Genomic DNA, 24,285 nt, shown 5'->3' with positions numbered 1-24,285 from the left:
ATAAACACGTCTAGAAGCCTAGTGTTAAACCAAAAGTGAAGTTGCTTAAATTCTTTTGTTCAGGGCTGTTTTCAAACATATCGTTGAAGTAGTATTTCCCGAAAAGAGCAAAAGAACCAAAGCCTACACGGGTAAAGGCACCATATTGGAAGCTCGCCAAGTTGTAGTTATCACGGATGCTCTGCTTGCCAAGTTCACTACTTTTCAAGCGTTGTGATCCTTTAAGCAAGATGCCTGTCATCAAACCTGCCGCAACTTTAGCACGACGACCATTATGGTTACTCGGGCCACGCCACTCGAAAGTTAATGGAATACGTAGGTATGTCGACGTAAGTACGTTCTTTTTGTAGTGAATGTCTGATTCTTCATAGCTCAAAGGCGACTGGTCTGGCGTAAGAATAATGTCTTTTTTAAGCCTTAAGTAATTCCACTCGAAACCCGTAGATACATAAAATTTTACGGCATCGCTCGCACGAACACCAAACTGTGCAATATCAAAACCAAAGTTCGACGCTTTACTATAGCTTAAAAATTTGCTGTCCTCACCCAAAGTAAAGCTGCCATTATCGATAAGTCTTGAAAAACCCCAATCAATACGCGTGAATGTTAGTCCGCCGAATACTCTAGGATATTTAATTTTGTTTCCACGGTCATCATAGTCTTTTTTGCCGATTTCGGTGGTTACTTTGATGGATTTTGACACTACGATAGTATCCGTTTCTGTTGTTTCCTTTTTATCTACTTTTTCTTGTGCATGAATGCTGTTAATGCCAATGAAAAGCGTCGCCGTTGCGAGTATTGTTTTGAGTGGTGTATATAACTTGATCATAGTATCTTATTTTCTTTTTTTGAATCTATTTTTTGCAAAATTGTTATTAAAGTCAATGCGGAATGAACCCTCTTCATCACGACTGAAACGTGGCTTTTTCTGTTCGTCCGATACGATTACATCGGATATTTTATTCAGAATGCCTGTCACAACGGATTCCGTTGAGGCTGGCGCAAAGGCAAGCATGCTCTCCGTATCGTCTTCACTAAGGTCTACCAAAGGGCGGATTGGTGCGATCTCAACCACTCTTCGTTTTGGGGATTGACCATCATTAATATCCTCCGGCAGCGTTACATTGGGTTTGCTAAGTGGTATGCTAGCAAGTGTCAGGTGCTTAGTTTCTTCCGCTTTTTCTGTTTCTTCTGCGCGTTCTACTTTTGCAGGACGTACTGCATTTTCAATTTTTAACACCGGTTTTTCGCGATTGCTAGCTAATGTGCTACTTTCTTTTTCAGGCGCTATCGTCGGAGTTTCTGTTGTTATTTTTTCGGTAAGAGCCGGTTCGTGTGCTTGTTCAATAACTTGCGGAACACTAGGAGGCTGTTGTGCAATAGTATTTTCGCTAGCCTGTTGCGTATACCACCAAGTGCTCGTCCCTAAGACGGCAAGTGCTACAGCAGCATACTTAAGCCATGATAAATGAAGGACTTTAACCTTTTTATCCTTACGATCTAGTTCGGCTTCAATATTATCCCATAGGCTAGCCGATGGCTTGCTAGGCTGGTCTTTCAGCTGTTCCCTAAATAGTTTGTCTAATTCGTTGTCGTTCATAATAGCTGCTTTTCTAATTGAACCAATTTATCTTTTAACCATTGTCGTGCTCTAGAGAGCTGCGATTTAGAGTTCCCTTCACTAATGGATAACATCTCTGCTATCTCTTTGTGTGAATACCCTTCAATCGCATACATATTGAATACGGTGCGGTACCCTAAAGGTAAGCTATGCACCAGCTTCATTAAGTCTTGGTAGTGTAAGTTCCCATCCTGCTGATTTGTGTTCGCGGGAATTACCTCATGCCGCTCTGCCAAGCTTTCGAAGAAATTTTTCTTATTTCTTCGGTGAATTTCAATAGCTGTATTTACCATGATGCGACGAATCCATCCCTCTAAAGAGCCTTTATTGTCAAAAAGTGTACATTTTGAAAACACTTTGATGAAGCCCATTTGCAGGATATCCTCTGCCTCGTCATGATGCTGCGCATAGCGCAGACATACGGTAAACATCTGACTAGAAAACTGTTGATAAAGCTGGAATTGTGCTTTGCGGTCTCCCGCAACACATTTAGTCCATATACTATCCAAATTTAGTTTTTCCAATTTTCAGTCTTCTTATAAACAAGACGTCGGTACGTCGGGAAAGGTTGCGTGGAATGTTAAATTATTTAACAATAATTTTTCGTGCTGTAGGTGATAGCACTTCTATATGTATGCTACGTGCATCGCTCGGTAATAGATTAGGGATTTTTTCAGGCCATTCTACAAAGCAATATTGATTGGAATAAAAATATTCTTCATAGCCTAAGTCTAGCGCTTCTTCTTCTTTGTTTAAGCGGTAGAAGTCGAAATGATAGATAGCGCCGGCACCTGATGCATATTCATTAACGATGGAAAAGGTAGGGCTAGAGGTGGTGTCTGTTACGGCCAATGCTTTACATAGCGCATTGATAAGCGTCGTTTTTCCAGCACCCATCTTTCCGTAAAAAAGAAAAACACGGTCCTCAGGGAATGTTTCTACGATTTGTTTTGCTGCTTTATCGAGCTGCGCTAAGTCATCAACTAAAATTTCCATCCTCAAACATAAATAATTTTTAGCTTAAATGGTGGGTGCGCTTAGTTGAAAATATTGGTTTGTGAAGCGGGTAGGGGATTTTGTGCACGATATGTCGGTACATAAAAAGGAAAAGCAAATCGTAGCTTTTGAGTAGCTACGATTTGCTTAAAATATCAAATAATCGCTTATTTCGGAGTATATACTGCGTAGGGGATAATCATTTCTTCCAGTGATATACCGCCGTGCTGAAAAGTTCCGTTGTAGTAATTCACGAAATGATTGTAGTTGTTGGGGTATACGAAGAAGTAATCGTCTTTTGAAAATACAAAAGATGAACTTACATGCAGCTTCGGAAGCTGTGCATCATGTGGGTTTTTGATTACGAAAACCTCTTTACCATTATAGTTAAGGTTTTTACCCTGTTTGTATCTTAAATTCGTGTTCGTGTTGCGGTCGCCGACAATTTTGCTTGGTCTTTTCACGCGGATGGTACCATGATCGGTCGTGATAATGACGCGAACGTTACGTTGTGCTAACCATTTTAACGTCTCTAAAAGTGGCGAATGCTCAAACCAAGACAACGTTAAGGAGCGGTATGCGCCTTCGTCATTTGCCAGTTCACGAATCATAGCCATGTCGGTACGTGCATGCGACAGCATATCAACAAAGTTATAAACGAGCACATTAAGGTCGTTTTGCATCAAGTTGTTGATGGTGTCTAAAATATCTTTTCCTTGCTCTAAGGTTAGTATTTTATGATATGAATGCTTAATATCTCTACGGTACACACGTTTAATCTGGTCAGCAAGGAAGAAATCTTCATGTTGGTTTTTTCCACCTTCGTCTTCGTCATTCTGCCATTTTCCAGGATATTGACGCTCCATCTCTAAAGGTGTAAGCCCGCTGAATATCGCATTTCGAGCATACTGCGTTGCCGTAGGCAAGATACTATAATAGGCATCTTCCTCCTCCAGTCTGTAGTAATCGGTCATCACATCGTTGATGATTTTCCATTGATCATATCGCAGGTTGTCGATTAAAAAGAAGAAAGTTGGTTGTTCACTTTTAAGGACTGGGAATACTTTCTTTTTAAACAATTGATGTGATTGTATCGGTCCATCCTTTTTATTTTGAATCCACGAAACGTAATTCTTTTCAATGAACTTGGAAAATAAAGCATTAGCATCCGATTTTTGCATCGTTAATATTTCATGCATACCTGCATCCTCGAGTTTCTGCAACGAAAGCTCCCAATAGATTAGTTTTTTGTAGGCGTCGACCCATTGGTTATGATCTAAATCATCATTAATCGTCATGCCCAACGTTCTAAACTCCTGTTGATAGGCCATCGAAGTACGCTCACTAACCAAACGTTTGTTTTCCGTAAATTTCTTGATGGTTAATAGTATTTGCTTCGGGTTGACGGGCTTAATGAGGTAGTCGTCTATTTTGGAGCCAATAGCATCTTCCATTAAATGCTCCTCTTCATTTTTTGTGACGAGAACCGTCGGGATACTAGGGTTTATAGTTTTTAGAATTGCTAATGTTTCTAATCCCGTTTTTCCGGGCATATTTTCATCAAGAAATACAAGGTCGAACTGCTCACTCTGGAAAGCCTCAACGGCATCGTTTCCGTTGTTGACTGTTTTTACGCGGTAGCCGCGTTCTTCCAAAAGTAAAATATGCGGGCGAAGGAATTCTATTTCATCATCAGCCCAAAGTATGTGTGTTTTATGCATAGATATGTTTTCGATTTACAGTTTCAAACGTCAAGTGTGCCAGTCGTTGGCGTTGAAATGAAAATTGAACCGTAAACTAAAATAGTCAAAAAGGAAAGTTTACTGGTGTTTTTAACATTAATTAACTTCATTCTACTTATCTTTGCGCCTAAATTAGCTTCGTAAAAATGAAGAACCGTATTCGTATGGACTATCTTTTTTTCAAAGGTAAATAATTTGTTTAAAAAGATGTTAAGTGTTAAATAAGAGGAAAATCATTAATGACCCTGTATATGGATTCGTATCGATTCCATCGGATTTTATTTTTGATCTTATTCAGCATCCATTTTTACAACGTCTACGCTATGTTAAACAGGTGAGTATGACACATTTGGTTTATCCGGGTGCTTTGCATACTCGTTTTCAACATGTTATTGGTGCTATGCATTTGATGAGCTTAGCAATTGATACATTGAAAACAAAAGACATTAAGATCTCCGCAGAAGAGGAGGAGGCCGTGTTGGCAGCGATTCTTTTGCATGATATCGGACATGGCCCTTTTTCTCATTCGTTAGAACATACATTGATTGAAGGTGTTTCACATGAAATGATATCTTCTTTGCTAATGGATAAGTTAAATGAAGAGTTTGACGGGCGACTTACCTTAGCGATAACGATTTTTAATAATCAGTATGATCGTAAATTTTTTCATCAGCTGGTGTCTAGCCAGCTCGATACTGATCGTATGGATTACTTAAATCGGGATAGCTTTTTTACAGGTGTTTCAGAGGGAGTAATTTCTTTTGACCGCATTATTAAAATGCTACACGTTTATAACGATGAATTGGTTGTCGAAGCAAAAGGAATTTATTCTGTAGAGAAATTTTTGATTGCACGTCGCTTAATGTACTGGCAGGTATACCTGCATAAAACAGTTATTGGTGCCGAGCAAATGTTAATCAAAATTTTGTTTAGAGCTAAAGAGCTGAGCGCACAAGGTGTTTCCCTATTTGCGACAACGGCATTGCAGCATTTTTTACAACATAAGGTGCATCAGGAGAACTTTTTAAAAGATCCTGCCCATTTGGAATGGTTTATGCGTCTTGATGACAATGATATTATGTCTGCCGTCAAGGAATGGGCGATTAGCTCCGATCCTATTTTGAGCTTGTTATGCCAGAAGTTGATGGACAGAGATCTATTGCGTACCGATTTGAGAAGTCAGCCTTTTACGGAGGATGAAGTCAATCGAGTGAGAGAGGCCGTAAAGGCCCATTTTGGCATTGGTTCAGCAGAAGTAGACTATTTTGTATATACTCAGGTGGTGCAAAATAGCGCTTACGATTTATTGCATAATAGTATCAAGATTGTCAATAAACAAGGCGTATTGCAAGATATTACAGAAGCTTCAGATTTATCAAATTTGGAAGCTTTGGCTAAGCGTGTTGTGAAATATGCGATTTCCTATCCTAAAGAGATAGGATGGCCATTAATAAATAGATAAGAAATAATTAAGAAAAAGTATACATTTGTAAGATGCAATTTACTGCAAATCAAATAGCAACATTGTTGGGAGGCTTCGTAGAAGGTGATCCTGATGTGCTTGTAAATCAGTTGGCTAAGATCGAGGAAGGTTCTGAAGGCTGTTTGTCATTTTTGTCAAACCCAAAATATGAACATTTCTTGTACGAGACTGCGGCTTCGGCTGTGATCGTCAATGAGGATTTACAACTCAGCAAGCCAGTTCGGACCTCGTTAATACGTGTTAAGGATGCGTATTCTGCTTTTTCTGAATTGTTGAAAATTTATAATCAACTTAAGCTCGAAAAGAGTGGTAGAGAAGAGCCTTTATTTGTACACGAAAGCGTTGTTATTGGTGAAGGATACTATTTAGGTGCCTTTTCGTATATCGGTAAGGATACTAAAATAGGGAATAACGTAAAAATTTATCCGCAGGTTTACATTGGCGATAACGTGACCATTGGTGACGATTGTATTTTGTATCCAGGTGTGAAAGTTTATTATGATAGCCAGTTAGGCAATAATGTCGTGCTGCATGCAGGCGTGGTTATTGGGAGTGATGGCTTTGGCTTTGCTCCTCAGAAAGACGGTTCTTACAGTAAGATTCCTCAAATAGGAAATGTAATCGTTGAAGATGATGTAGAGATTGGTGCAAACACCGTGATCGACCGTGCTACAATGGGTTCTACTTACGTGCGTAAGGGCGTTAAATTGGACAACTTGATTCAAGTTGCCCACAACGTTGAGATTGGTAGAAATACTGTTGCGGCAGCGCAAGCAGGTATTTCAGGAAGTACCAAAGTTGGAGAAAATGTGATTATCGGCGGACAGGCGGGACTTGTAGGTCATATTCATATTGCTACAGGTTCACAGATTCAAGCGCAATCGGGCGTTAACAAATCTATTGTTGAAGAAAATAGAAAATGGGGTGGTACACCAGTGATGGCGTATAGCAGCAACCTGCGTTCACAGGTTTTTTATGCTAAACTACCGCTGTTAGAAAAACGTATTGCTGAGCTTGAAGCCTTGTTGTTAGAACAAAAAAAACAAACGCCTTAAAATAGTGCAAAATAGAATGTTAGATATGAATGTAAAACAAAGGACTATACAATCCGAAATTTCGATTTCAGGTATAGGTCTACATACAGGGTCTGCTGTAAATCTGACCATTAAACCTGCTCCTGAATTTCATTGGTATAAATTCAAAAGAGTGGATTTGGAAGATGAGCCTATCGTAGCGGTGGATGCAGACAATGTAACGGACACTTCAAGAGGAACAACGATTTCTCAAAACGGAGCTTCAGTAAGTACAATCGAACACTTGATGGCGGCCTTAGTGGGTTTGCAAATTGATAATGTGTTGATTGAAATTGATGGACCAGAAGTTCCAATTTTAGATGGTAGTTCCCGTATTTTTGTGGAAAAACTCCTAGAAAGTGGTTTTGTAGAGCAGGATGCTGATCGTGATTACTACGAAATTAAAGACAATATCCTATACGCAGAGAAGGATCGTAAAGTAGAGTTAATCGCTATGCCTTTAGATGGCTACAGATTGACCTGTATGATTGACTTTAACTCGCCAGTATTGGGTAGCCAACATGCATCTATCAGCTCGATTACCGAGTTTGTACAAGAAATCTCTAGCTCCCGTACATTTTGCTTTTTACATGAATTAGAAGCTTTGTTAAACAATAACCTTATTAAAGGTGGTGATTTATCAAATGCTATCGTCATTGTAGATAAAGAGGTGAGCAGTGGTGAACTAGATAAGCTTTCTTCTTTATTTAATAAGTCAGTTGAAGTAGCTAATGAAGGTATTTTAGATAATATCCAATTGCGCTACCAAAACGAGCCTGCTCGTCACAAGCTATTAGATATGATTGGTGATTTAGCTTTAGTAGGTCGTCCGTTGAAAGGTCATATTATGGCTGCTCGTCCTGGACATGCTGCAAATGCTGCTTTTGCAAAACGTATCAAAGCGCAGATTAAAAAAGATAAAAATAAGAAAAATGTAAAAGTGTATAATCCGAATATGCCACCAGTATACGATACGGTGCAGATTATGAAGATTTTACCACACCGTCAGCCATTTTTAATGATTGACAAAATTTTGGAACTCTCGGATACCCATGTTGTGGGATTGAAGAATGTAACCATGAATGAAGATTTATTTATGGGACATTTTCCTGGAGCACCATGGTTCCCTGGTGTATTGCAAATTGAAGCAATGGCACAAACCGGTGGAATTTTAGTGTTAAATACGGTGCCTGATCCAGAAAATTACTTGACACTGTTCTTAAAAATCGAAAACGCTCGTTTTAAGAATCAAGTTACCCCTGGTGATACCGTTATTTTTACCTGTGAATTGATTGAGCCTATTAGACGCGGTATTGCTAGAATGAAAGGCGTGGGAATGGTAGGAGATAAAATAGTAAGTGAGGCTGAGCTAATGGCCCAGATCGTAAAAGTTAAAAGTTAAAAGCATGATACAACCGTTATCATACATACATCCAGAGGCCAAGATTGCGCAAAACGTAGTCGTAGAGCCATTTTCTACCATCTACAAAGATGTAGAAATTGGTGAAGGTACCTGGATAGGATCCAATGTGACCATCATGGATGGTGCACGTATTGGAAAAAATTGTCGGATTTTCCCTGGTGCTGTTATTTCAGGAGAGCCACAAGATCTTAAATTTGAAGGAGAGATTACAACAACCGAAATCGGCGATAACACGACGATTCGCGAATGTGTAACCATCAATAGAGGCACAAAAGACCGTTATAAAACGGTGATTGGTAAAAACTGTTTGATTCAGGCATACAGCCATATCGCACACGATTGTATTATCGGCGATTACTGTATCTTCTCAAACTCGAGTACCCTAGCGGGACATATCACGGTAGGTGACTATGTCGTTCTGGCAGGTATGGTAGCCGTTCATCAGTTTTGTCAAATCGGCTCACATGCTTTTGTAACCGGTGGAACGCTGGTTCGTAAAGATGTACCTCCTTTTATTAAGGCTGCTCGTGAACCTATTGCTTATGCTGGTATCAATTCCGTAGGTTTACGCCGTCGCGGATTTACACCAGATCAGATCACAGAGATTCAAGATATTTATCGCGTATTGTTTGTACAAAACCGTAACCTGACTAAAGCCTTGGATTTGATCGAAGCAGAGTTTACACCAACAGAGATTCGTGACGAAATTTTATCGTTCGTTCGCAATTCAAACCGTGGGGTAATCAAAGGATTTAATCAAGGAAAATCTTCAACATTGTAAAAAAAGCTGTCTATTTGAATATAACTTTACAAAACATTGGTAGAAGGTATAATAAAGAGTGGATATTTAGCCATATCGATTATACGTTCTCATTTGGAAAAAAATATGCTATCCTCGGGCCTAACGGCTCGGGGAAGTCTACTTTACTGAAGCTGATCTCGGGAAGCTTGTCGCCTAGTGAGGGACAATTAACTTACACGGATAATCAACAAAAAGTAGTAGATGTAGAGGATGTTTTTCAGCATTTGACTATTGCTGCGCCCTATGTTGAGTTATTAGAAGAATTGACCCTTCGGGAGATGATAGCCTTCCACTTTAAGTTTAAGGACTATCTTTCTGGATATGATGAGCAAGGGCTGCTTGAATTGATGGGCTTGCGTCGTGCGGTAGATAAGGAAATACGCTTCTTTTCTTCAGGAATGAAGCAAAGGGTTAAGTTGGCCTTAGCATGCTGTTCCGAAAGTTCTATCGTGCTGTTGGATGAACCAACAAGCAATTTGGATCAAGAAGGAGAAGCCTGGTATAGCCGTTTAGTGAAAGAAACGATAGGGCAGAACCGACTGTTGTTGGTCGGCTCAAATCAAGAAAAAGAATATGACTTTTGTGAGGAGCAATTGAATATTCTAGCTTATAAGTAAGGTAAAAGATTGGTTTTTAAACCAAACGTATATTTTGTACTTTTGTACAGCAAAAACGAAAAATTATTATGTCGAAAGCATCTGAAGTAAAATCAGGAAATATACTTCGTTTCAACGGAGAATTAGTGGCAGTGGAAGAGTTTATCCACCGTACACCAGGAAATTTGCGTGCATTTTATCAAGCACGTATGCGTAATGTTAAAACTGGAAAATTGGTTGAATACCGTTTTAGAACTGACGAAGAGGTAACAATCGCTCGTGTAGAAACAAACGACTACCAGTATCTTTATGACGACGCTGACTTCTATGTGGTAATGGACAATACTTCTTACGAGCAGTTCAATATTCCGAAGTTTTTATTCGGAGATTCGGCACGATTCTTGAAAGAAGGTATGAACGTAATCATTGCTTTTGAAAGTGAAGAGCCTATTATAGCGCAAATTCCTACAACAGTAGAATTAGAAATTACGTACACAGAGCCTGCTGTAAAAGGTGACACCTCAACAAGTGCGTTGAAAAGCGCAACAGTGGAAACCGGCGTTGAAATCCGTGTTCCAATGTTTGTTAACCAAGGTGATAAAGTTAAAGTTGACACACGCACAGGTGATTACATCGAGCGCGTTAAATAAAATATTAGGTTTAGGTTGATTATTCGGTCTTGTTAGCTCCCAGCGCAAGGCCGTTTTTTTTATACCCTATTTGATATGACAAAAGAACAGTTACGAAAAGCCTACAAAGCCGAAAGACTAAAGATTGATGAAGGCGCCTACGAACAGGCGTCTGTAGCAATAATCGAACAGCTAAAGCAGCGCGATTGGTCTACTTATTCTTATGTGCATGTATACTTGCCTATACAGAAGATGCGTGAAATTGACACATGGCCTTTTATTGACTGGTTGCAAGAGCAGCACCCTAATGTGCATGTTGTCATCAGTCGTTCAAATCCGGTGGATTTTACCATGAAGCATTATCGTTTTGTGAATCGTACGTTCCTCGTGGAAAATAGTTGGGGTATTTTAGAACCTGTAGATGGGGAAGAAGTTCATGCGAGCTTGTTGGATGTTGTTGTAGTCCCGTTGCTCGTTGCCGATAAGCATGGAAACCGTGTTGGCTACGGGAAGGGCTTTTACGACCGATTTTTGGAAGACTGTCGTCCCGATTGTTTGAAGCTGGGGCTATCCTTGTTTGAACCCGTTGAGCAGATAGAAAATTTGCATGCTCAAGATATTCCGCTCGATGAACTAATCACACCGAAAAGAACTTATTCTTTTAAATAGCTAAAAAACAAGGGGCAAATTTTAATTTGCCCCTTGTTTTTATTTGTATAAAATTCTGAATTTTATGGTTTTATCAATTTGTTTTAGCTGTTTTAGTAAAGCTTTGTCATAAGCCATCTTAATATCGATATCCGTTACCGCATAACCAATATCCCCCTTCGTCATCAAAAATTGAGACAAGATATTGATTTGGTTCTCGGCATAAACGTTATTGATTTGTGCCATAATGCCAGGTACATTCTGATGAATGTGCAACAGCCTGTGTGCATGTGACAGTTTAGGCAAAGTCAAGTTCGGGAAGTTGCGACTCATATAGGTATCTCCGTTATTAATGAAGTCAGCCATACGGCGAGGAATGAACTCGGCATTTCTCTTTTTGCTTTTCTTATCGTCGAAGACGACAATACCTTTTTCTATGGTAATTTTTCTGTTAATGCTTTCTTTAGAATCACCGAGATAACCGATTGTTTTTAACTTATCGGCCCGAGCAAGCTGCTCATCATCAATAGATATACCGTCGGCAACCAATAATAAACCTACATCCTTGGTGTATTTTTCTTCAAATGTTTCTTTCAAGCGTACAGAGAAACCATCTCTTTTAAGAATGTGTACCGCAATCTCAGGCACATCGCCAACGATTAAACATAGGATACGGTTCTTCGGGTAAGAGATTGCTCTAGGCAAATCGTTAACATAAAGAAACTCATCAAAGCTCGGGGTAATGTGGTCCGCCTTTTCAGTTACACTTTTACGTGCTATATTCTCTGTGAAAGCAAAGAATTTCTCAATCAATCCAGATTCTTTTAGTTGGAAGTCTGAGTAGCCATCGCCGATACCAAAAAGATGACCTTCAATTTTAAGCTCTTTTAGTAATTTTACTTTTCCTCCTTCGTCGGATAAAGGATTGTGTTCGTCGTAACCAATAATGTTACCATCCTCATCAAATTTGAATGTATTTGCATAAATATTCTCAATCTTGATGTGGTATGGAGTCACAACAGGGGTGATGAACTCTTTAAAACCACCAGAAACAATCCACGCTGTGTCCGCATTTTCTTTGAAAAATTCCTTATTCCGTTCAAAAGAACGAGATACTTTTTTCTTAAGGTGTTGAACAAGCTTATCTAAATGCTTTTTGTTGGCATTTAGCAACTGTACCCTTCCAGCAAGGCTTTCTCTGAATGAGATTTTACCTTCCATAGCCAGGTTGGTATACTCTTCAATTTGGTTATAGATTGTGTCACGGTCTGGGTGGTCGGCGAGCGATATTTTAGCGAGCTCATCTAAGGCTTCGACTTGTGTAAAGGTGCTATCGAAATCAATGATGTAATAATTCTTCACGTTGGTTAGGGGTTGATATTTACTATTTTATTTGTAATCTAAACTCATTTCTTTTAATGTCTCCACGACGGGTTTGAACTGATAGCTTAGCGCATCGGTTATCTTCTTGTTGGAATAAGCCAATAATGTAGACGATGCTTTGGCTGTCTCTCTGGTGAGTGCTGGTTTCTTTTTGTTGAAAAAAGATTGAAGTTTGGCAGCACGCCATGCTACGCTTAGTAACCATTTTTTAGCCGGAATACTAGGTGCTGGTTTTTCCAGTAGGGAAGCGATTTTTTCTAATAGGCTTTTGTTGCTCAGATTATCACTGTTCAGGATAAAACGTTCGGCATGGATGCTTGTGTCGTTCATCAGCTGAATCATGACAGCAGCAACATCCGTAACATCAACAATACCGATGCTTCCCGTAGGATATATTTTTAATCCTTTATTTATAAGTGCGAATAAAGCTCCGGCGCCTTTCTCTTTGTTTCCCGTACCCATAATGACTGATGGGTTTACGATAACGGCGTCAAGGCCTTCTGCTATACCTCTCCATACCTCCATCTCACTTTCATACTTGGATAAGCTATATTTTGAGTGTGGAGCGCCATCATCCCAAAAGTTGTTTTCACTAATGAGCTCATCGTTTTTACGGGGGCCTAGGGATGCAATAGAACTTACATGAACAAGTCGTGCATGATGCTCTAAGCAGAGGTCAACAATATGTTTGGTGCCCTGAATATTGGTATGGAGCATTTTCGCCCAATCCGATTTCTGATAAGATACAACAGCAGCACAATGATATACCTGCGTTACTTCTCCAAAGATATCCGCTAGCGCGAAATAATCGGTGATATCAGCATCTACCCAATGCACAGCAGACGCTGCGTTCAGACGAGAAGGAATAATAGAATCTACACGTTTAGTCGCGATGACACGATGTCCTGTTTGGACTAAATGCTGAATTAATATAGAACCCAGAAAACCAGTTCCTCCTGTTACTAATACCACGTATGCTAACTTATTGTTGAAAACTTATTCTTTTCAAAAATAGCTTAATAAATGCATATTTGCGAAATACTCAGTACATTGTTTCTGATTTTTAAAAAATACAGCACGTCAACATGTCATTATCCGTTTTTTTTTCACCGATTGTTGTTCAAGAATTTGCTCATGGAGCTACTTTTTACAACTCACAATTTGGTCAGACGATTCAAACCTATGAGGTCGGAGCGCAATTCCCTGATTTAGAAGATGAAGATGAGAAGCCCAATTTGGTAATTATCGGGGTAGAAGAAGAACGCGGCTCTGTTAATAATGCAGGGACAAAGAAGTCGCCAAATGCTGTTCGAAAACATTTGTACAACTTATATCAGGGTGATTATACAATTCGGATTACAGATTTAGGAAATATTAAAGCCGGAGAAACGATTCAAGATACCTATTTCGCTTTGAAGACGGTGGTGGAAGAGCTTGTTAAGCAAAATATTCTGCCCATCATTATCGGTGGAGGGCAAGACTTGACTTACGCGCAGTATACTGCTTATGAAGGATTGGAGCAGCGTGTTGAAGTGGCGGTAATTGATGGTCGCTTTGATCTGGATCAAGATAACGCAGATACCATGGGGCTTACGTCACAGACGTACTTAAATCATATTATTTTACATCAACCCGACTACCTGTTTAATTTAAGCAACCTTGCTTTCCAAACGTATTTAGTAAGTAAAGAGTCTATCAATATGTATGATAAGCTCTTCTTTAGTATGCTACGTTTGGGGATGATGGCCGGTAAGCTTGACCAAGCAGAGCCGCTAATCCGTGCTGCGGATATGGTGAGTTTCGATATCGGCGCTATTCGCGCTTCTGAGGCGCCCGGAAATGCGAACGCCAACCCAAATGGCCTTTATGGCGATGAAGCTTGTCAGTTGGCCCGCTACGCGGGGATGTCGGACAAGTGTTCTTCTATTGGTTTTTATGAGTTGAACCCTACATTTGACCCGATGGGACATACTGCTAGTTTGGTAGCTCAAATGATTTGGTGCTTTATTGATGGCTACTACAATCGTAAGAATGACGCTCCGCTAGTGCCGAAGTCAGCCTATATCATTTATAGAACAACCTTAGAGAACGACGATTACGAATTGGTATTTGTGAAAAGTAAGCGTTCGGATCGCTGGTGGATGCAGGTGCCTTATTTTGGGTCCAAATCTGTTAATGAGCGTTACTATTGGGTTCCATGTCGTTATGAAGACTACCAGCAGGCCGTTGGTGGTGATATGCCCGATATTTGGTGGAAGACCCACCAAAAGTTACAGTAATTCTACCGGTCTCGCCCAGTAGAGATTACCATCACCCTTTAATTACACTACCTATGGATATACTTATTCTTGTAGGCTTTTTTGTATTGCTTGCTCTCGTAGCTTTTCTGCTATGGAAGAACGGGCAACAAGTGAGTCCTGCAACACATCGCAAGCTGGAGCAAGAAAAACAGCAAGCTATTTTAGATTTGACAAAATTTCAAGAACGGGAGCGTCTGTTGCTCGTTAACCAAGAGAAGTTAGAACAGAGCCTGTCGCGGGAGCGTGAAGCGCGCGCTAGTGTTGAGCGTACCTTGGAGGGTACTTATGTTACCTTGGAAGCTCAACAAGAAAAATTTAAAGAACAACAAGTAGAGATGTCCCGTATTCGTGAACATTTTATGCTAGAGTTTCAGCATATGGCGAATAAGATTTTAGACGAGAAGACACAAAAATTTACGGCGACAAATCAATTGCACATCAGTCAAATATTAGATCCGCTGAAGGAGAAGATAAAGACTTTTGAAGAAAAGGTAGATAAGACTTATCAGCAAGAGTCTGCCGAGAGACATGTTTTAAAAGGCGTCGTTGAACAATTGATGCAACAGAGTGCACAGATCAAGGACGAAGCTAATAATTTAACTAAGGCCTTGAAAGGGGACAGTAAGAAGCAGGGGAATTGGGGTGAGATTATTTTGGAGCGCGTTTTGGAGCGTTCTGGATTGGTTAAAGATCGTGAGTATCGTTTGCAGGCTACCTTTAAGGAAGATGATAAACGAAAGATTCCCGATGCAATCATTCTCTTGCCCGAGGAAAAACACCTTGTCATCGACTCTAAAGTTTCTTTGACGGCTTATGAACGTTGGGTAAATGCAGAAGAAGAGGAAGAGCAGGCTTTGGCACTCAAGCAGCATGTACAATCTATAGAAAACCATGTGCGTGAGCTAGCATCAAAGAATTACCATGATCTTTATGGGATTCATTCACCAGACTTCGTTTTACTATTTATGCCTATTGAATCAGCTTTGAGTGCTGCCGTGCGCGAGAAATCTGAGCTGTTTTCAGATGCTTGGGACCGTAAAGTTGTTATCGTAAGCCCATCTACTTTACTCGCAACGCTACGTACCATTGCTAGTGTGTGGGTACAAGAGCGTCAAACACGCAATGTGCTCGAGATTGCGAAGGAAGCAGGAGCACTATACGATAAGTTTGTAGGCTTTTTGCAAGATGTTCAACAAGTGGAAGGCTATATGCTAAAGGTGGTTGAAAAGCAGCAAGATGCTATGAAAAAGCTTTCCAGTGGGCCTGGTAATGTAATTAAGCGTATTGAAAATTTAAAAACATTAGGCGCGAAAGCGAATAAACAAATCGATCCTAAGTATTTGGATTAGTCTTAATCTGTAGGAAAGAATTTGCTATTCATATAATTAGAAAAGGCCAAAAGTAGCTTACTTTGGCCTTTTATCGTTTATAAGGTGAATGGCTTAGTATCCTTCTGCAAAATCATCACCTCGTGGATCTGCTCCTGTTTGAAGTTTCCCATTAGGCAGTCGGATAATATTTTCCATGCGTCCAATACGAGGACGCTTGAAAATAGGATAGCCATCTTTTTCTAAGTTTTGTCTAACCGTAGGGCTTATCGCTTCATTTTCTACATCTATGCGATCAGGATACCATTGATGGTGAAAACGAGCCGCCGTAACTGATTGTTGGGCATCCATACCAAACTCGAGCACGTTGAGGATAGCTTGAAAGATTGATGTAATGATGGTGGATCCTCCGGGCGTTCCAACGACCATTTTTAGCTGTCCATTTTGTTCAATAATTGTTGGAGACATCGCACTTAGCATCCGTTTTCCGCCTTCAATGGCGTTAGCCTTTCCACCAAGCAGGCCATACATATTTGGCGAACCCGGTTTTACCGAGAAGTCGTCCATCTCGTTGTTGAGTAGAAATCCAGCCCCATCTACCCACACGCAGGAACCATAAGATCCATTGATTGTGGTCGTAATGGCGACCGCATTCCCATCTTTGTCAACGATATTGAAATGCGTAGTTTGCTCCGATTCATAGCCAGGGATGCTTCGCGCTTTAATGGCAGCGCTAGGCGTCGCTTTGTTGAAGTCTATCGTCGACATTCGTTCCTGATTGTATGCTTTGTCTAGCAAGGCTGCTGTTGGTACCGAATAAAAATCAGGATCACCTAAGTAGCTTGCACGGTCAGCATAAACCCTGCGCTCGGCCTCTACCATCACACGGATGGTGCTATCTGCTTGAAAGCCCCATTTTGCAAGGGGGTATTTTTCTACAGATTGAAGAAGCGTCATCACCGCAATACCGCCACTAGAGGGAGGTGGCATGGATATAATTTTGTAATCTTTATAGGCTCCAACAATAGGCTGTCGCCATATGGCTTTATATTGCTTTAAGTCCTCATGTGTGATAAGTCCGTTTCCACGCTTCATCTCAGCGACAATAAAATCGGCTGTTTCACCGTTATAGAATCCTTCGCGTCCCTGCTCTGCAATACGATGAAGCGTATGTGCTAACTCCTTTTGGACGAATAGGTCATCTTTTTTCCAAGCTTTCGCTTGGATGATGGCGGCACCATTCGGGTTTAGTGCTTTGAAGCGTTTTTCATGTTCATTAAATTCGTTCGCCTGCATCGCAGTGATGGCAAATCCTTGTTCGGCTAGCTTAATTGCAGGAGTTAGGAGTTGTAGCCAAGGTCGACTTCCATATTTTTTATGTGCTTCTACCATCCCTGCCACCGATCCTGGAACGCCAGCAGCAAGCTGTCCGTAGAGGCTTAATTCCGTAATAGGATTTCCATCACGATCAAGGTACATGTCGCGTGATGCCCAAGAGGGAGCCGTTTCTCGGAAGTCTAATGCGGCCACCTCTCCGTTATGTGCACGGTAGACCATAAAGCCGCCACCACCAATATTACCTGCATTTGGGTATACAACGGCCAAGGCAAATTGTACGGCAACAGCTGCATCGACAGCATTACCTCCCTTTTTTAGGATGTCGACACCAATAGCTGAAGCCAATGGATGTGCCGTAATGACAGCTCCATTTGAAAATGTTTTTGCCTTTGGTGGGGCAGGGGCTACTGTCTTTTGTGTGCTGCATGCAACAACTGAAAAGTAGAGAACTAGCGTATAGTAGAGAAGCTTCATAAGATAAAGATAAGCAAAAGCTTATAGTTTGAAATTTGGAAATTGTATATAGATGTTGTTATTTAGGTGTTATGAAAAAATGGATTGTACTTATTGCATTTACTTTTAGTATATTAGCAGTATATGCGCAGCGTATAAAAATATTGACCTATAATATTCACCATGGTAATCCGCCCGAATTTCCAGGAAAGATAAATTTAGAGGAAATAGCTCAGGTAATTTTGCAGTCTGGAGCAGACTTAGTAGGATTACAAGAGGTTGATGTTTATTTATCTCGTTCCAACAATACTGATCAAGCGAAGCGATTGGCCGAGCTTACAGGGATGTACTACTTTTTTTCTAAAGGAATTGATGTAGAAGACGGAGAGTATGGAACACTGATTTTAAGCAAGTACGAAATTATTAAAGCGCGTAAGTACAATTTGCCTATGCCTATTGCGAGTGAAAATCGAACATTAGCGCTTGTTGATGTTGCTTTTCCTGGCGGGCAAATCGTTACTTTTGCAAACACACATTTAGACCTAAAAGAAGAGAATAAAATTGCTCAAGCAGACTTTATTGCCGAAATAGGTGATTGGTATCAACGACCATTCATCTTGGTAGGTGATTTTAATGCTGAACCGGCAAGTAAAACTGTCGCCATGTTGGAACAATGTTTTCAACGTAATCGAGCAAACAATAAATTTACTTTTCCAAATGTGAACCCCAATATAGAAATTGATTATATACTAATAGGTAAACAGACTGACTTTAAGTGGTTAGATTATAAAGTAATTGAGGCTGTTAACGCTTCTGATCACCTACCTGTGTTTGCAGAGGTAGAGGTTGTAAAGCGTTAGTAGCTAGTTTGTTTTATGCTATTTTTTTATATTTTTATAAACTCGTAATCGTGAAAATTAGACAATGAGATATATTTCGGCAAGTACAATTGCTCCGGTAATTGGTAATATCATTAAGGATGGAGTTGTCGCTCTTGATGATGAAGGGGTGGTGACAGCAATTTATGAGGCAGATGCTCCTCAAATACAGGATGTAACGAAGGAGGTTTATAAAGGCGTCCTTATTCCTGGTTTTGTTAATGCACACTGTCATCTTGAGTTATCCCATATGCTCGGCAAAACAAAAAAGCAGAAGGGGCTACCTAGTTTCTTGGCTGAGGTGATGCGTATGCGCGCTGCCGAGCCAGCAGTTATTCAGGAGGAAATAGTCAATGCAGATGCAATGATGTATGCCAATGGGATACAGGCTGTCGGTGATCACGTTAATACTACCTCTTCTGCTGAGGTGAAGAAAAATAGTAAAATCCTATATCATACTTTCGTAGAAGCCATCGGATTGGTTAGGGATGAGGCACAAGCGCGTATTGACAAAGCACGAGATATCGAGTTTTATTTTGATCATAATCATAGCTCCATCACGTTGCATGCTCCTTATTCTTGTTCAAAAGAACTATTTAAGATCTTCCGTAAAGCGGTTAGCGCGGAGAATATTTTAAGTATTCACAATCAAGAAAGCGAAGAGGAAAATAAACTTTTCCGTTATAAGGAGGGTGAATTCTTGAAGTTCTATGAGGTAATGGGATTGGATGGTAATATGATTAAGGCACAAGCGCGTAATTCTATTCAATCGTATCTTCCCTATACGCCTGCGCCAAATCGCTTGATTTTGGTGCATAACACCTTTACGTCGCTTAAAGATATAGATTTCATCAATCGTCAAGATCGTGATGTGTACTATTGTCTTTGTCCGAAGGCTAACTTATATATAGAGGGTAAATTGCCTAAGATACTGAGCTTTATTCCAAATACGGATAGAATGGTTATTGGTACCGACAGCCTAGCGTCCAATGATACGTTGGATATTCTTGAAGAGCTTAAAACGATAACTAGAGCTAGCGATCAGTTAGACTTTTTACAGCTGTTGAGATGGGCTACCATCAATGGAGCCCATGCTTTGGGGATTGAAAGTCAAATCGGTTCTATCGAAGTTGGAAAGCGCCCTGGATTGGTGCTGCTGGAAGGGATGGATGATTTACGCCTGTCGGATGCGGTAACTTTGCGTCGTATTGCATAGATAGTTCGGTTTTCTTCTGTACATTTGCTCCCCATGAAGCATTTAAATATCCAAGTTATAGGTCTAGTGCAAGGCGTTTTCTATAGAGCAGCAAGCAAGGCTGTAGCAGATCAGTTGGGCGTAAAAGGTTTTGCGATGAATCAGCCTGATGGTTCTGTTTATATGGAGGTTGAAGGTGATTCTTTTGCACTAGATTCCTTTTTGGAGTTTTGTGCCGAGGGGTCTGACCGTGCTAAAGTTGAAAAGTTGGTGACAACGGAAGGGACTTTGCAAGGGTTCAAAAATTATGAGATTCTAAAAAAACGTAAATAGGTTTACAGCAATGTCAGTCATTAAGCGCTTTTTGAACGATACCGCGATTTATGGGCTATCGACCATCGTGTCGAGGCTTTTAAATTTTATACTAACTCCTCTTTTTGTTCGTAAGTTTGAAACTTCTGTATTCGGTATTTTTACGAATATGTATTCATGGACGGCTCTCATCAACACCTTTTTGGCGTTTGGTATGGAGACGACCTATTTTCGATACTTACAAAAGGTAGAAGAAAAGGATAAAAGTAAGGTGTTCAATAACAGCTTTATCGTGACTATTTTTACGACGTTATTATTCCTTTCCGTACTATTCACTTTTATCTCTCCCATAGCAACCTGGTTTTCTAATAATGGTTTGCAGTCTGTCGCTAATTATAAGCAATACCTCCTTTTTATGGGCGGTATTTTGGCAACCGATGCGCTCGCTGTCGTGCCTTTTGCGAAGTTGCGTGCCCAAAATAGACCGATTCGCTATAGCATATTGAAGTTGTTAAATATTGGGGTATTCGTAAGCTCCAATCTCTTTCTGATTGTTTTTCTGCCTTGGTTTTTAGCAAAGTTTCCGGCCTACCTGTCTTATTTTTCGTGGTATAAAGGACCTTGGCTAGGTTATGTGTTTTTGTCCAATCTTTTTGCTAGCGTACTTACTTTACTATTACTAATCCCTGAGATTAAGTCTTTCAGTTTCAAGCTCGATAAGGCGTTGTTGATGAGTATGTTTTCGTATAGCTTTCCGGTATTTATTGCAAATGTATCGTTTATCGTAAATGAACATCTCGATAAAATATTAATGCCCACACTTTTGCCGGACCACGTGGGAGAGCAAGATTTAGGGATTTATGGTGCTATTTCTAAGATAGCCGTATTCTTAAGTATTTTTGTTCAAGCATTTCGTTTAGGTGCTGAGCCTTTTTTCTTTTCGTATGCAAAAAATGAAAATGCCAAAAAGGTGTATGCCTTGATTATGGAGTATTTTGTGCTGTTCATGGTGCTGGTGATGATGGGATTATCCATGAATATAGAATGGCTTAAGTACTTTATTAAAGGAGGCGATGCGGTGCAAACAGCTAAATATTGGTCTGGGCTAGATTTTATTCCTATTATTCTATTTAACTACGTCATGTTAGGGATCTATATGAATCTATCCGTTTGGTATAAGCTGTCCGATCAAACGCGCTTTGGTCTCTATATATCTGGTATCGGTGCTTTGGTGACAATTATTCTTTGTTATCTACTTATCCCGATGTATAGCTATGCTGGTGCTATCGTTGTGACTTCTATTGCCTATTTGGTGATGGTTTCTTTATCTTATTTTTGGGGGCAACGGAACTATCCTATTCCTTATAAAGTGGGGAAAATGCTCGCCTTTATTACGTTCGGAAGCATTTTAATCGCTATTAACTACCTTGTGTTTCACCGTAATTTCTGGACAGGAAATCTTCTTTTATTACTGTATTTATGCGTTGTTGTTTATAACGAAAGGGCTATGCTGAAGAAAATTATCGGTGGATTGACGGCTAAATAGATACGTTATCTGTGTATGTAGGAGCCTGTTAATAATTTTCAATAAAAACTTCCTCGGTTAGATTAAAGCTTATGTTTGGTTTACCAATGCATAAGCCTATGAGTAACCACCCTAAATATATAAATCCGGTAAGTGATTTCGGGTTTAAGTTTCTCTTTGGTTCAGCTTCCAATAAAGAACTGTTGATTTCATTGCTTAACAGCATTTTTCGTGGTCGAAAGATAATCCGTGATCTCGTTTTCAATAAGAATGAACATGTAGGCGATACCGATAAAATAGGTGGTGTTGTGTTTGATTTGAGCTGCACCGGCGAAAATGGTGAGAAATTTGTGATTGAGGTGCAACGTAGTTCACATGTTAATTTCAAACGACGGATGCTCTATTATGGGTGTAAGTTGATTTCAGATCAGGCACCAAAAGGGAAGCGCCATGCCTGGAATTATGCAATTTCAGAGGTTTACGTCATTGTTCTATTAGATTCTTTCTCTTTAAATGATGCCAAGAGTTCGGGAAAATGGTTTCATGATATCTGTCTGTGTAATAGAATTACAGGTTCTGTCTTTTACGAAGATCTTGGGTTTATTTATATTGAATTGGTTAACTTTACTAAAGATGTCGATGACTTGAAAGAGGATTTAGATAAGTGGTTATATGTCTTAAAACATTTAACGAGTATGGATGAACAACCTATTTATCTCGATAAGCCAATATTTGAGAAACTTTTTAATATTGCGGAGTATAGTAGGCTAAATATGGAGGAAAAGGAAATGCATGATATTAGTTTAAAAAGACTGTGGGATGCGGAGGCTGTGCGTCAGTATCAGGAACAGCGGTTAGAAGAGGCTCATCAGAAAGGGCGAGAAGCTGTTGCTGAGGCTATAGAAAGAGGGCTTGTTCAAGGGATAGAGCTTGCATTAGAGACGAAGTTGGATTTACTTGAAATGGCAGGCTCGATGAAAAAACTTGGTTTATCAACTGATGATATTGTTAAAGTCACCAAACTATCTATTTCAGAAGTTGAAGCCTTATAACAGTTTGTTGGCTTGTTGATAAGATATATTGATGCGGCTTAAAGTAATGGAGGAAAAGGAAATGCATGATATTAGTTTAAAAAGACTGTGGGATGCGGAAGCTGTGCGTCAGTATCAAGAACAGCGGTTAGAAGAGGCTCACCAGAAAGGGCGAGAAGCTGTTGCTGAGGCTATAGAAAGAGGGTTTGTTCAAGGAATAGAAAGAGGGCTTGTTCAAGGGATAGAGCTTGCATTAGAGACGAAGTTGGATTTACTTGAAATGGCTGGCTCGATGAAAAAACTTGGTTTATCAACTGATGATATTGTTAAAGTCACCAAACTATCTGTTTCAGAAGTTGAAGCCTTATAACAGTTTGTTGGCTTGTTGACAAGATATATTGATGCAGCTTAAAGCGATTACTACATCGCTAAAAAAGGTAGGGCAGTTGGTGATATTATTGAAGTCACCAAGCTACCTATTTCAGAAGTTGAAGCATTGTAATGCGCTATTTTCTGAACCTATTATTTTAATTTATCATTGTTTTTATGACGGTCTGCATCTCGGATAGACTTTTTTTCTAGATTTTTTTCTAAGGCATCCGTTAAGTCTATTCCTGTTTGGTTTGCTAAGCACATTAATACAAATAATACATCAGCCATTTCGTCAGCAAGGTTTACCTCTTTATCTGATTTTTTAAAAGATTGTTCTCCATATTGGCGCGCCATAATACGTGCTACTTCACCCACCTCTTCCATCAACATAGCCGTATTCGTTAACTCATTGAAATAACGAACGCCTGTCGTATTGATCCATTTATCAATAGTTTCTTGTGCTTCTTTTATTGTCATTTTATTAGAAATTATCTTTGTCTTGTGTATTCATAAGAATGGTCACAGGGCCATCGTTACGCAGATCTATTTTCATGTAAGCTCCAAATATACCTAACTGTGTTTCTTTGCCCAATAAATTGCTTAGGTAGCCTGCCATGGCTTCATACATAGGCTTTGCCTTGTCGGGCTTAGCAGCACGTATAAATGAAGGACGGTTACCCTTTTTCGTTTGTGCAAACAAGGTGAACTGTGAGATGAGCAGTATGTTTCCATCCATATCTTGAACCGACTTATTCATCAGACCCTGATCATCCGAGAAGATACGTAAGTTAACTAGCTTTTGGGCTAACCATTGCATATCCTCTACTTTGTCGGCATCTTCTATGCCAATGAAAACCAATAATCCATCATTTATTTTTCCGGTGATTTCTTCTCCTACGGTGCAGGATGCATGAGTCACCCTTTGTATTACTGCGCGCATGGCTTTAAAAGTATAAAGTAAAAATTGAAAAGACAAAAAAATATGTACCTTTGCCCCATCGTTAGGGGTGCCTTGTTTTCGAACACGAATAAAGGCTGAGAATATACCCGGTCTCGTTGTGCTTGCACAATGTAGACGCACCTGATCCAGATAATGCTGGCGTAGGGAAGAGGTTAAGTTAAATTGGTGAGCTATTGCGTACCCCTTGCAATAGTAT

General features: G+C 39.9%; 25 protein-coding genes. 15 read left to right on the top strand and 10 right to left on the bottom strand.

Annotated features, from left to right (window positions below; genetic code table 11):
* Window positions 1–10: 10 nt before the first annotated feature.
* The 5 genes from WH223_RS12460 to porX form a co-directional block, all read right to left on the bottom strand.
* Window positions 11–829 (bottom strand): outer membrane beta-barrel protein, encoded by an 819-nt coding sequence (locus tag WH223_RS12460; RefSeq protein ID WP_340048032.1) that lies wholly within the window; start codon window positions 827–829, stop codon window positions 11–13.
* Between the two features lie 6 nt (window positions 830–835).
* The gene (locus tag WH223_RS12455; RefSeq protein ID WP_340048031.1) at window positions 836–1,600 is read right to left on the bottom strand and encodes an anti-sigma factor; all 765 of its coding nucleotides are present in this window, start codon (window positions 1,598–1,600) and stop codon (window positions 836–838) included.
* Window positions 1,597–2,145, bottom strand: coding sequence for an RNA polymerase sigma factor (locus WH223_RS12450; protein WP_340048030.1), 549 nt, complete (start codon window positions 2,143–2,145; stop codon window positions 1,597–1,599). Before WH223_RS12450 ends, WH223_RS12455 begins: the two co-directional genes overlap by 4 nt.
* 61 nt (window positions 2,146–2,206) lie before the next feature.
* Entirely contained in the window at window positions 2,207–2,617 is a 411-nt protein-coding gene (gene tsaE / locus WH223_RS12445; RefSeq protein ID WP_340048028.1) for a tRNA (adenosine(37)-N6)-threonylcarbamoyltransferase complex ATPase subunit type 1 TsaE, read from the bottom strand.
* Window positions 2,618–2,784: 167 nt separating this feature from the next.
* Complete coding sequence (gene porX / locus WH223_RS12440) at window positions 2,785–4,338, bottom strand: T9SS response regulator signal transducer PorX (RefSeq protein WP_340048026.1); 1,554 nt, start codon at window positions 4,336–4,338, stop codon at window positions 2,785–2,787.
* A 235-nt stretch (window positions 4,339–4,573) separates the two neighbouring features.
* Between porX and WH223_RS12435 the strand changes: the two genes are divergently transcribed.
* From WH223_RS12435 to WH223_RS12405, 7 genes are all read left to right on the top strand, one after another.
* The gene (locus tag WH223_RS12435; protein ID WP_340048024.1) at window positions 4,574–5,821 is read left to right on the top strand and encodes an HD domain-containing protein; all 1,248 of its coding nucleotides are present in this window, start codon (window positions 4,574–4,576) and stop codon (window positions 5,819–5,821) included.
* A gap of 32 nt (window positions 5,822–5,853) precedes the next feature.
* Window positions 5,854–6,897 carry a UDP-3-O-(3-hydroxymyristoyl)glucosamine N-acyltransferase gene (gene lpxD / locus WH223_RS12430; protein WP_340048023.1) on the top strand — a complete coding sequence of 348 codons (1,044 nt, stop codon included), beginning with the start codon at window positions 5,854–5,856 and terminating at the stop codon, window positions 6,895–6,897.
* Between the two features lie 25 nt (window positions 6,898–6,922).
* Complete coding sequence (locus WH223_RS12425; protein ID WP_340048021.1) at window positions 6,923–8,317, top strand: bifunctional UDP-3-O-[3-hydroxymyristoyl] N-acetylglucosamine deacetylase/3-hydroxyacyl-ACP dehydratase; 1,395 nt, start codon at window positions 6,923–6,925, stop codon at window positions 8,315–8,317.
* A gap of 4 nt (window positions 8,318–8,321) precedes the next feature.
* Window positions 8,322–9,119: an acyl-ACP--UDP-N-acetylglucosamine O-acyltransferase gene (gene lpxA, locus WH223_RS12420; protein WP_340048020.1), complete on the top strand. Its 798-nt coding sequence runs from the start codon at window positions 8,322–8,324 to the stop codon at window positions 9,117–9,119.
* 14 nt (window positions 9,120–9,133) lie between these two features.
* Window positions 9,134–9,757 (top strand): ABC transporter ATP-binding protein, encoded by a 624-nt coding sequence (locus WH223_RS12415; RefSeq protein ID WP_340048019.1) that lies wholly within the window; start codon window positions 9,134–9,136, stop codon window positions 9,755–9,757.
* A 68-nt stretch (window positions 9,758–9,825) separates the two neighbouring features.
* On the top strand, window positions 9,826–10,386 hold the full coding sequence (gene efp, locus WH223_RS12410; RefSeq protein WP_340048017.1) for an elongation factor P: 561 nt from the start codon (window positions 9,826–9,828) through the stop codon (window positions 10,384–10,386).
* Window positions 10,387–10,461: 75 nt separating this feature from the next.
* Window positions 10,462–11,034, top strand: a complete 573-nt coding sequence (locus WH223_RS12405) for a 5-formyltetrahydrofolate cyclo-ligase (RefSeq protein ID WP_340048015.1) — start codon at window positions 10,462–10,464, stop codon at window positions 11,032–11,034.
* A gap of 39 nt (window positions 11,035–11,073) precedes the next feature.
* Here WH223_RS12405 and WH223_RS12400 read toward each other — a convergent pair whose 3' ends face one another.
* Both WH223_RS12400 and WH223_RS12395 read right to left on the bottom strand, forming a co-directional pair.
* Entirely contained in the window at window positions 11,074–12,375 is a 1,302-nt protein-coding gene (locus tag WH223_RS12400) for an HAD-IB family phosphatase (protein ID WP_340048014.1), read from the bottom strand.
* 27 nt (window positions 12,376–12,402) lie between these two features.
* Window positions 12,403–13,368: an SDR family NAD(P)-dependent oxidoreductase gene (locus tag WH223_RS12395; RefSeq protein ID WP_340048013.1), complete on the bottom strand. Its 966-nt coding sequence runs from the start codon at window positions 13,366–13,368 to the stop codon at window positions 12,403–12,405.
* A gap of 113 nt (window positions 13,369–13,481) precedes the next feature.
* On the opposite strand from WH223_RS12395, the gene WH223_RS12390 reads away from it, so the two are divergent.
* Window positions 13,482–14,675: a formimidoylglutamase gene (locus WH223_RS12390; protein WP_340048012.1), complete on the top strand. Its 1,194-nt coding sequence runs from the start codon at window positions 13,482–13,484 to the stop codon at window positions 14,673–14,675.
* 53 nt (window positions 14,676–14,728) lie between these two features.
* Window positions 14,729–16,045, top strand: a complete 1,317-nt coding sequence (locus tag WH223_RS12385; protein ID WP_340048011.1) for a DNA recombination protein RmuC — start codon at window positions 14,729–14,731, stop codon at window positions 16,043–16,045.
* Window positions 16,046–16,138: 93 nt separating this feature from the next.
* Here WH223_RS12385 and ggt read toward each other — a convergent pair whose 3' ends face one another.
* Window positions 16,139–17,836, bottom strand: a complete 1,698-nt coding sequence (ggt, locus tag WH223_RS12380; RefSeq protein ID WP_340048010.1) for a gamma-glutamyltransferase — start codon at window positions 17,834–17,836, stop codon at window positions 16,139–16,141.
* Between the two features lie 71 nt (window positions 17,837–17,907).
* Between ggt and WH223_RS12375 the strand changes: the two genes are divergently transcribed.
* The 6 genes from WH223_RS12375 to WH223_RS12350 all read left to right on the top strand — a co-directional run bounded on the left by WH223_RS12375 (window position 17,908) and on the right by WH223_RS12350 (window position 23,126).
* On the top strand, window positions 17,908–18,675 hold the full coding sequence (locus tag WH223_RS12375) for an endonuclease/exonuclease/phosphatase family protein (RefSeq protein WP_340048008.1): 768 nt from the start codon (window positions 17,908–17,910) through the stop codon (window positions 18,673–18,675).
* Between the two features lie 64 nt (window positions 18,676–18,739).
* Window positions 18,740–19,909, top strand: coding sequence for an amidohydrolase family protein (locus WH223_RS12370; protein ID WP_340048007.1), 1,170 nt, complete (start codon window positions 18,740–18,742; stop codon window positions 19,907–19,909).
* 33 nt (window positions 19,910–19,942) lie between these two features.
* On the top strand, window positions 19,943–20,221 hold the full coding sequence (locus WH223_RS12365; protein WP_340048006.1) for an acylphosphatase: 279 nt from the start codon (window positions 19,943–19,945) through the stop codon (window positions 20,219–20,221).
* A 10-nt stretch (window positions 20,222–20,231) separates the two neighbouring features.
* Window positions 20,232–21,746, top strand: coding sequence for a lipopolysaccharide biosynthesis protein (locus WH223_RS12360; RefSeq protein ID WP_340048005.1), 1,515 nt, complete (start codon window positions 20,232–20,234; stop codon window positions 21,744–21,746).
* 86 nt (window positions 21,747–21,832) lie between these two features.
* Entirely contained in the window at window positions 21,833–22,777 is a 945-nt protein-coding gene (locus WH223_RS12355; protein ID WP_340048004.1) for an Rpn family recombination-promoting nuclease/putative transposase, read from the top strand.
* A gap of 46 nt (window positions 22,778–22,823) precedes the next feature.
* The gene (locus WH223_RS12350) at window positions 22,824–23,126 is read left to right on the top strand and encodes a hypothetical protein (protein ID WP_340048003.1); all 303 of its coding nucleotides are present in this window, start codon (window positions 22,824–22,826) and stop codon (window positions 23,124–23,126) included.
* Between the two features lie 152 nt (window positions 23,127–23,278).
* On the opposite strand, the gene WH223_RS12345 is transcribed toward WH223_RS12350, so the two are convergent.
* Window positions 23,279–23,605 carry a nucleotide pyrophosphohydrolase gene (locus WH223_RS12345; RefSeq protein ID WP_038695397.1) on the bottom strand — a complete coding sequence of 109 codons (327 nt, stop codon included), beginning with the start codon at window positions 23,603–23,605 and terminating at the stop codon, window positions 23,279–23,281.
* Window positions 23,606–23,609: 4 nt separating this feature from the next.
* The gene (gene dtd, locus WH223_RS12340; protein ID WP_340048002.1) at window positions 23,610–24,068 is read right to left on the bottom strand and encodes a D-aminoacyl-tRNA deacylase; all 459 of its coding nucleotides are present in this window, start codon (window positions 24,066–24,068) and stop codon (window positions 23,610–23,612) included.
* Window positions 24,069–24,285: the final 217 nt, after the last annotated feature.

The organism is Sphingobacterium sp. MYb382, assembly GCF_037572665.1.
Taxonomy (GTDB): domain Bacteria; phylum Bacteroidota; class Bacteroidia; order Sphingobacteriales; family Sphingobacteriaceae; genus Sphingobacterium.
Note: the sequence above shows the minus strand (reverse complement) of the source record. Positions and strands in the feature narration are given on the sequence as shown.

Coding starts and splice junctions, on each gene's coding strand:
- WH223_RS12390 (WP_340048012.1), top strand. CDS start 13,482: ATGTCATTATCCGTTTTTTTTTCACCGATTGTTGTTCAAGAATTTGCT.
- efp (WP_340048017.1), top strand. CDS start 9,826: ATGTCGAAAGCATCTGAAGTAAAATCAGGAAATATACTTCGTTTCAAC.
- WH223_RS12405 (WP_340048015.1), top strand. CDS start 10,462: ATGACAAAAGAACAGTTACGAAAAGCCTACAAAGCCGAAAGACTAAAG.
- WH223_RS12455 (WP_340048031.1), bottom strand. CDS start 1,600: ATGAACGACAACGAATTAGACAAACTATTTAGGGAACAGCTGAAAGAC.
- WH223_RS12425 (WP_340048021.1), top strand. CDS start 6,923: ATGAATGTAAAACAAAGGACTATACAATCCGAAATTTCGATTTCAGGT.
- WH223_RS12460 (WP_340048032.1), bottom strand. CDS start 829: ATGATCAAGTTATATACACCACTCAAAACAATACTCGCAACGGCGACG.
- WH223_RS12365 (WP_340048006.1), top strand. CDS start 19,943: ATGAAGCATTTAAATATCCAAGTTATAGGTCTAGTGCAAGGCGTTTTC.
- WH223_RS12355 (WP_340048004.1), top strand. CDS start 21,833: ATGCATAAGCCTATGAGTAACCACCCTAAATATATAAATCCGGTAAGT.
- WH223_RS12370 (WP_340048007.1), top strand. CDS start 18,740: ATGAGATATATTTCGGCAAGTACAATTGCTCCGGTAATTGGTAATATC.
- lpxD (WP_340048023.1), top strand. CDS start 5,854: ATGCAATTTACTGCAAATCAAATAGCAACATTGTTGGGAGGCTTCGTA.
- WH223_RS12385 (WP_340048011.1), top strand. CDS start 14,729: ATGGATATACTTATTCTTGTAGGCTTTTTTGTATTGCTTGCTCTCGTA.
- lpxA (WP_340048020.1), top strand. CDS start 8,322: ATGATACAACCGTTATCATACATACATCCAGAGGCCAAGATTGCGCAA.
- WH223_RS12360 (WP_340048005.1), top strand. CDS start 20,232: ATGTCAGTCATTAAGCGCTTTTTGAACGATACCGCGATTTATGGGCTA.
- WH223_RS12375 (WP_340048008.1), top strand. CDS start 17,908: ATGAAAAAATGGATTGTACTTATTGCATTTACTTTTAGTATATTAGCA.
- tsaE (WP_340048028.1), bottom strand. CDS start 2,617: ATGGAAATTTTAGTTGATGACTTAGCGCAGCTCGATAAAGCAGCAAAA.
- WH223_RS12350 (WP_340048003.1), top strand. CDS start 22,824: ATGGAGGAAAAGGAAATGCATGATATTAGTTTAAAAAGACTGTGGGAT.
- WH223_RS12345 (WP_038695397.1), bottom strand. CDS start 23,605: ATGACAATAAAAGAAGCACAAGAAACTATTGATAAATGGATCAATACG.
- ggt (WP_340048010.1), bottom strand. CDS start 17,836: ATGAAGCTTCTCTACTATACGCTAGTTCTCTACTTTTCAGTTGTTGCA.
- porX (WP_340048026.1), bottom strand. CDS start 4,338: ATGCATAAAACACACATACTTTGGGCTGATGATGAAATAGAATTCCTT.
- dtd (WP_340048002.1), bottom strand. CDS start 24,068: ATGCGCGCAGTAATACAAAGGGTGACTCATGCATCCTGCACCGTAGGA.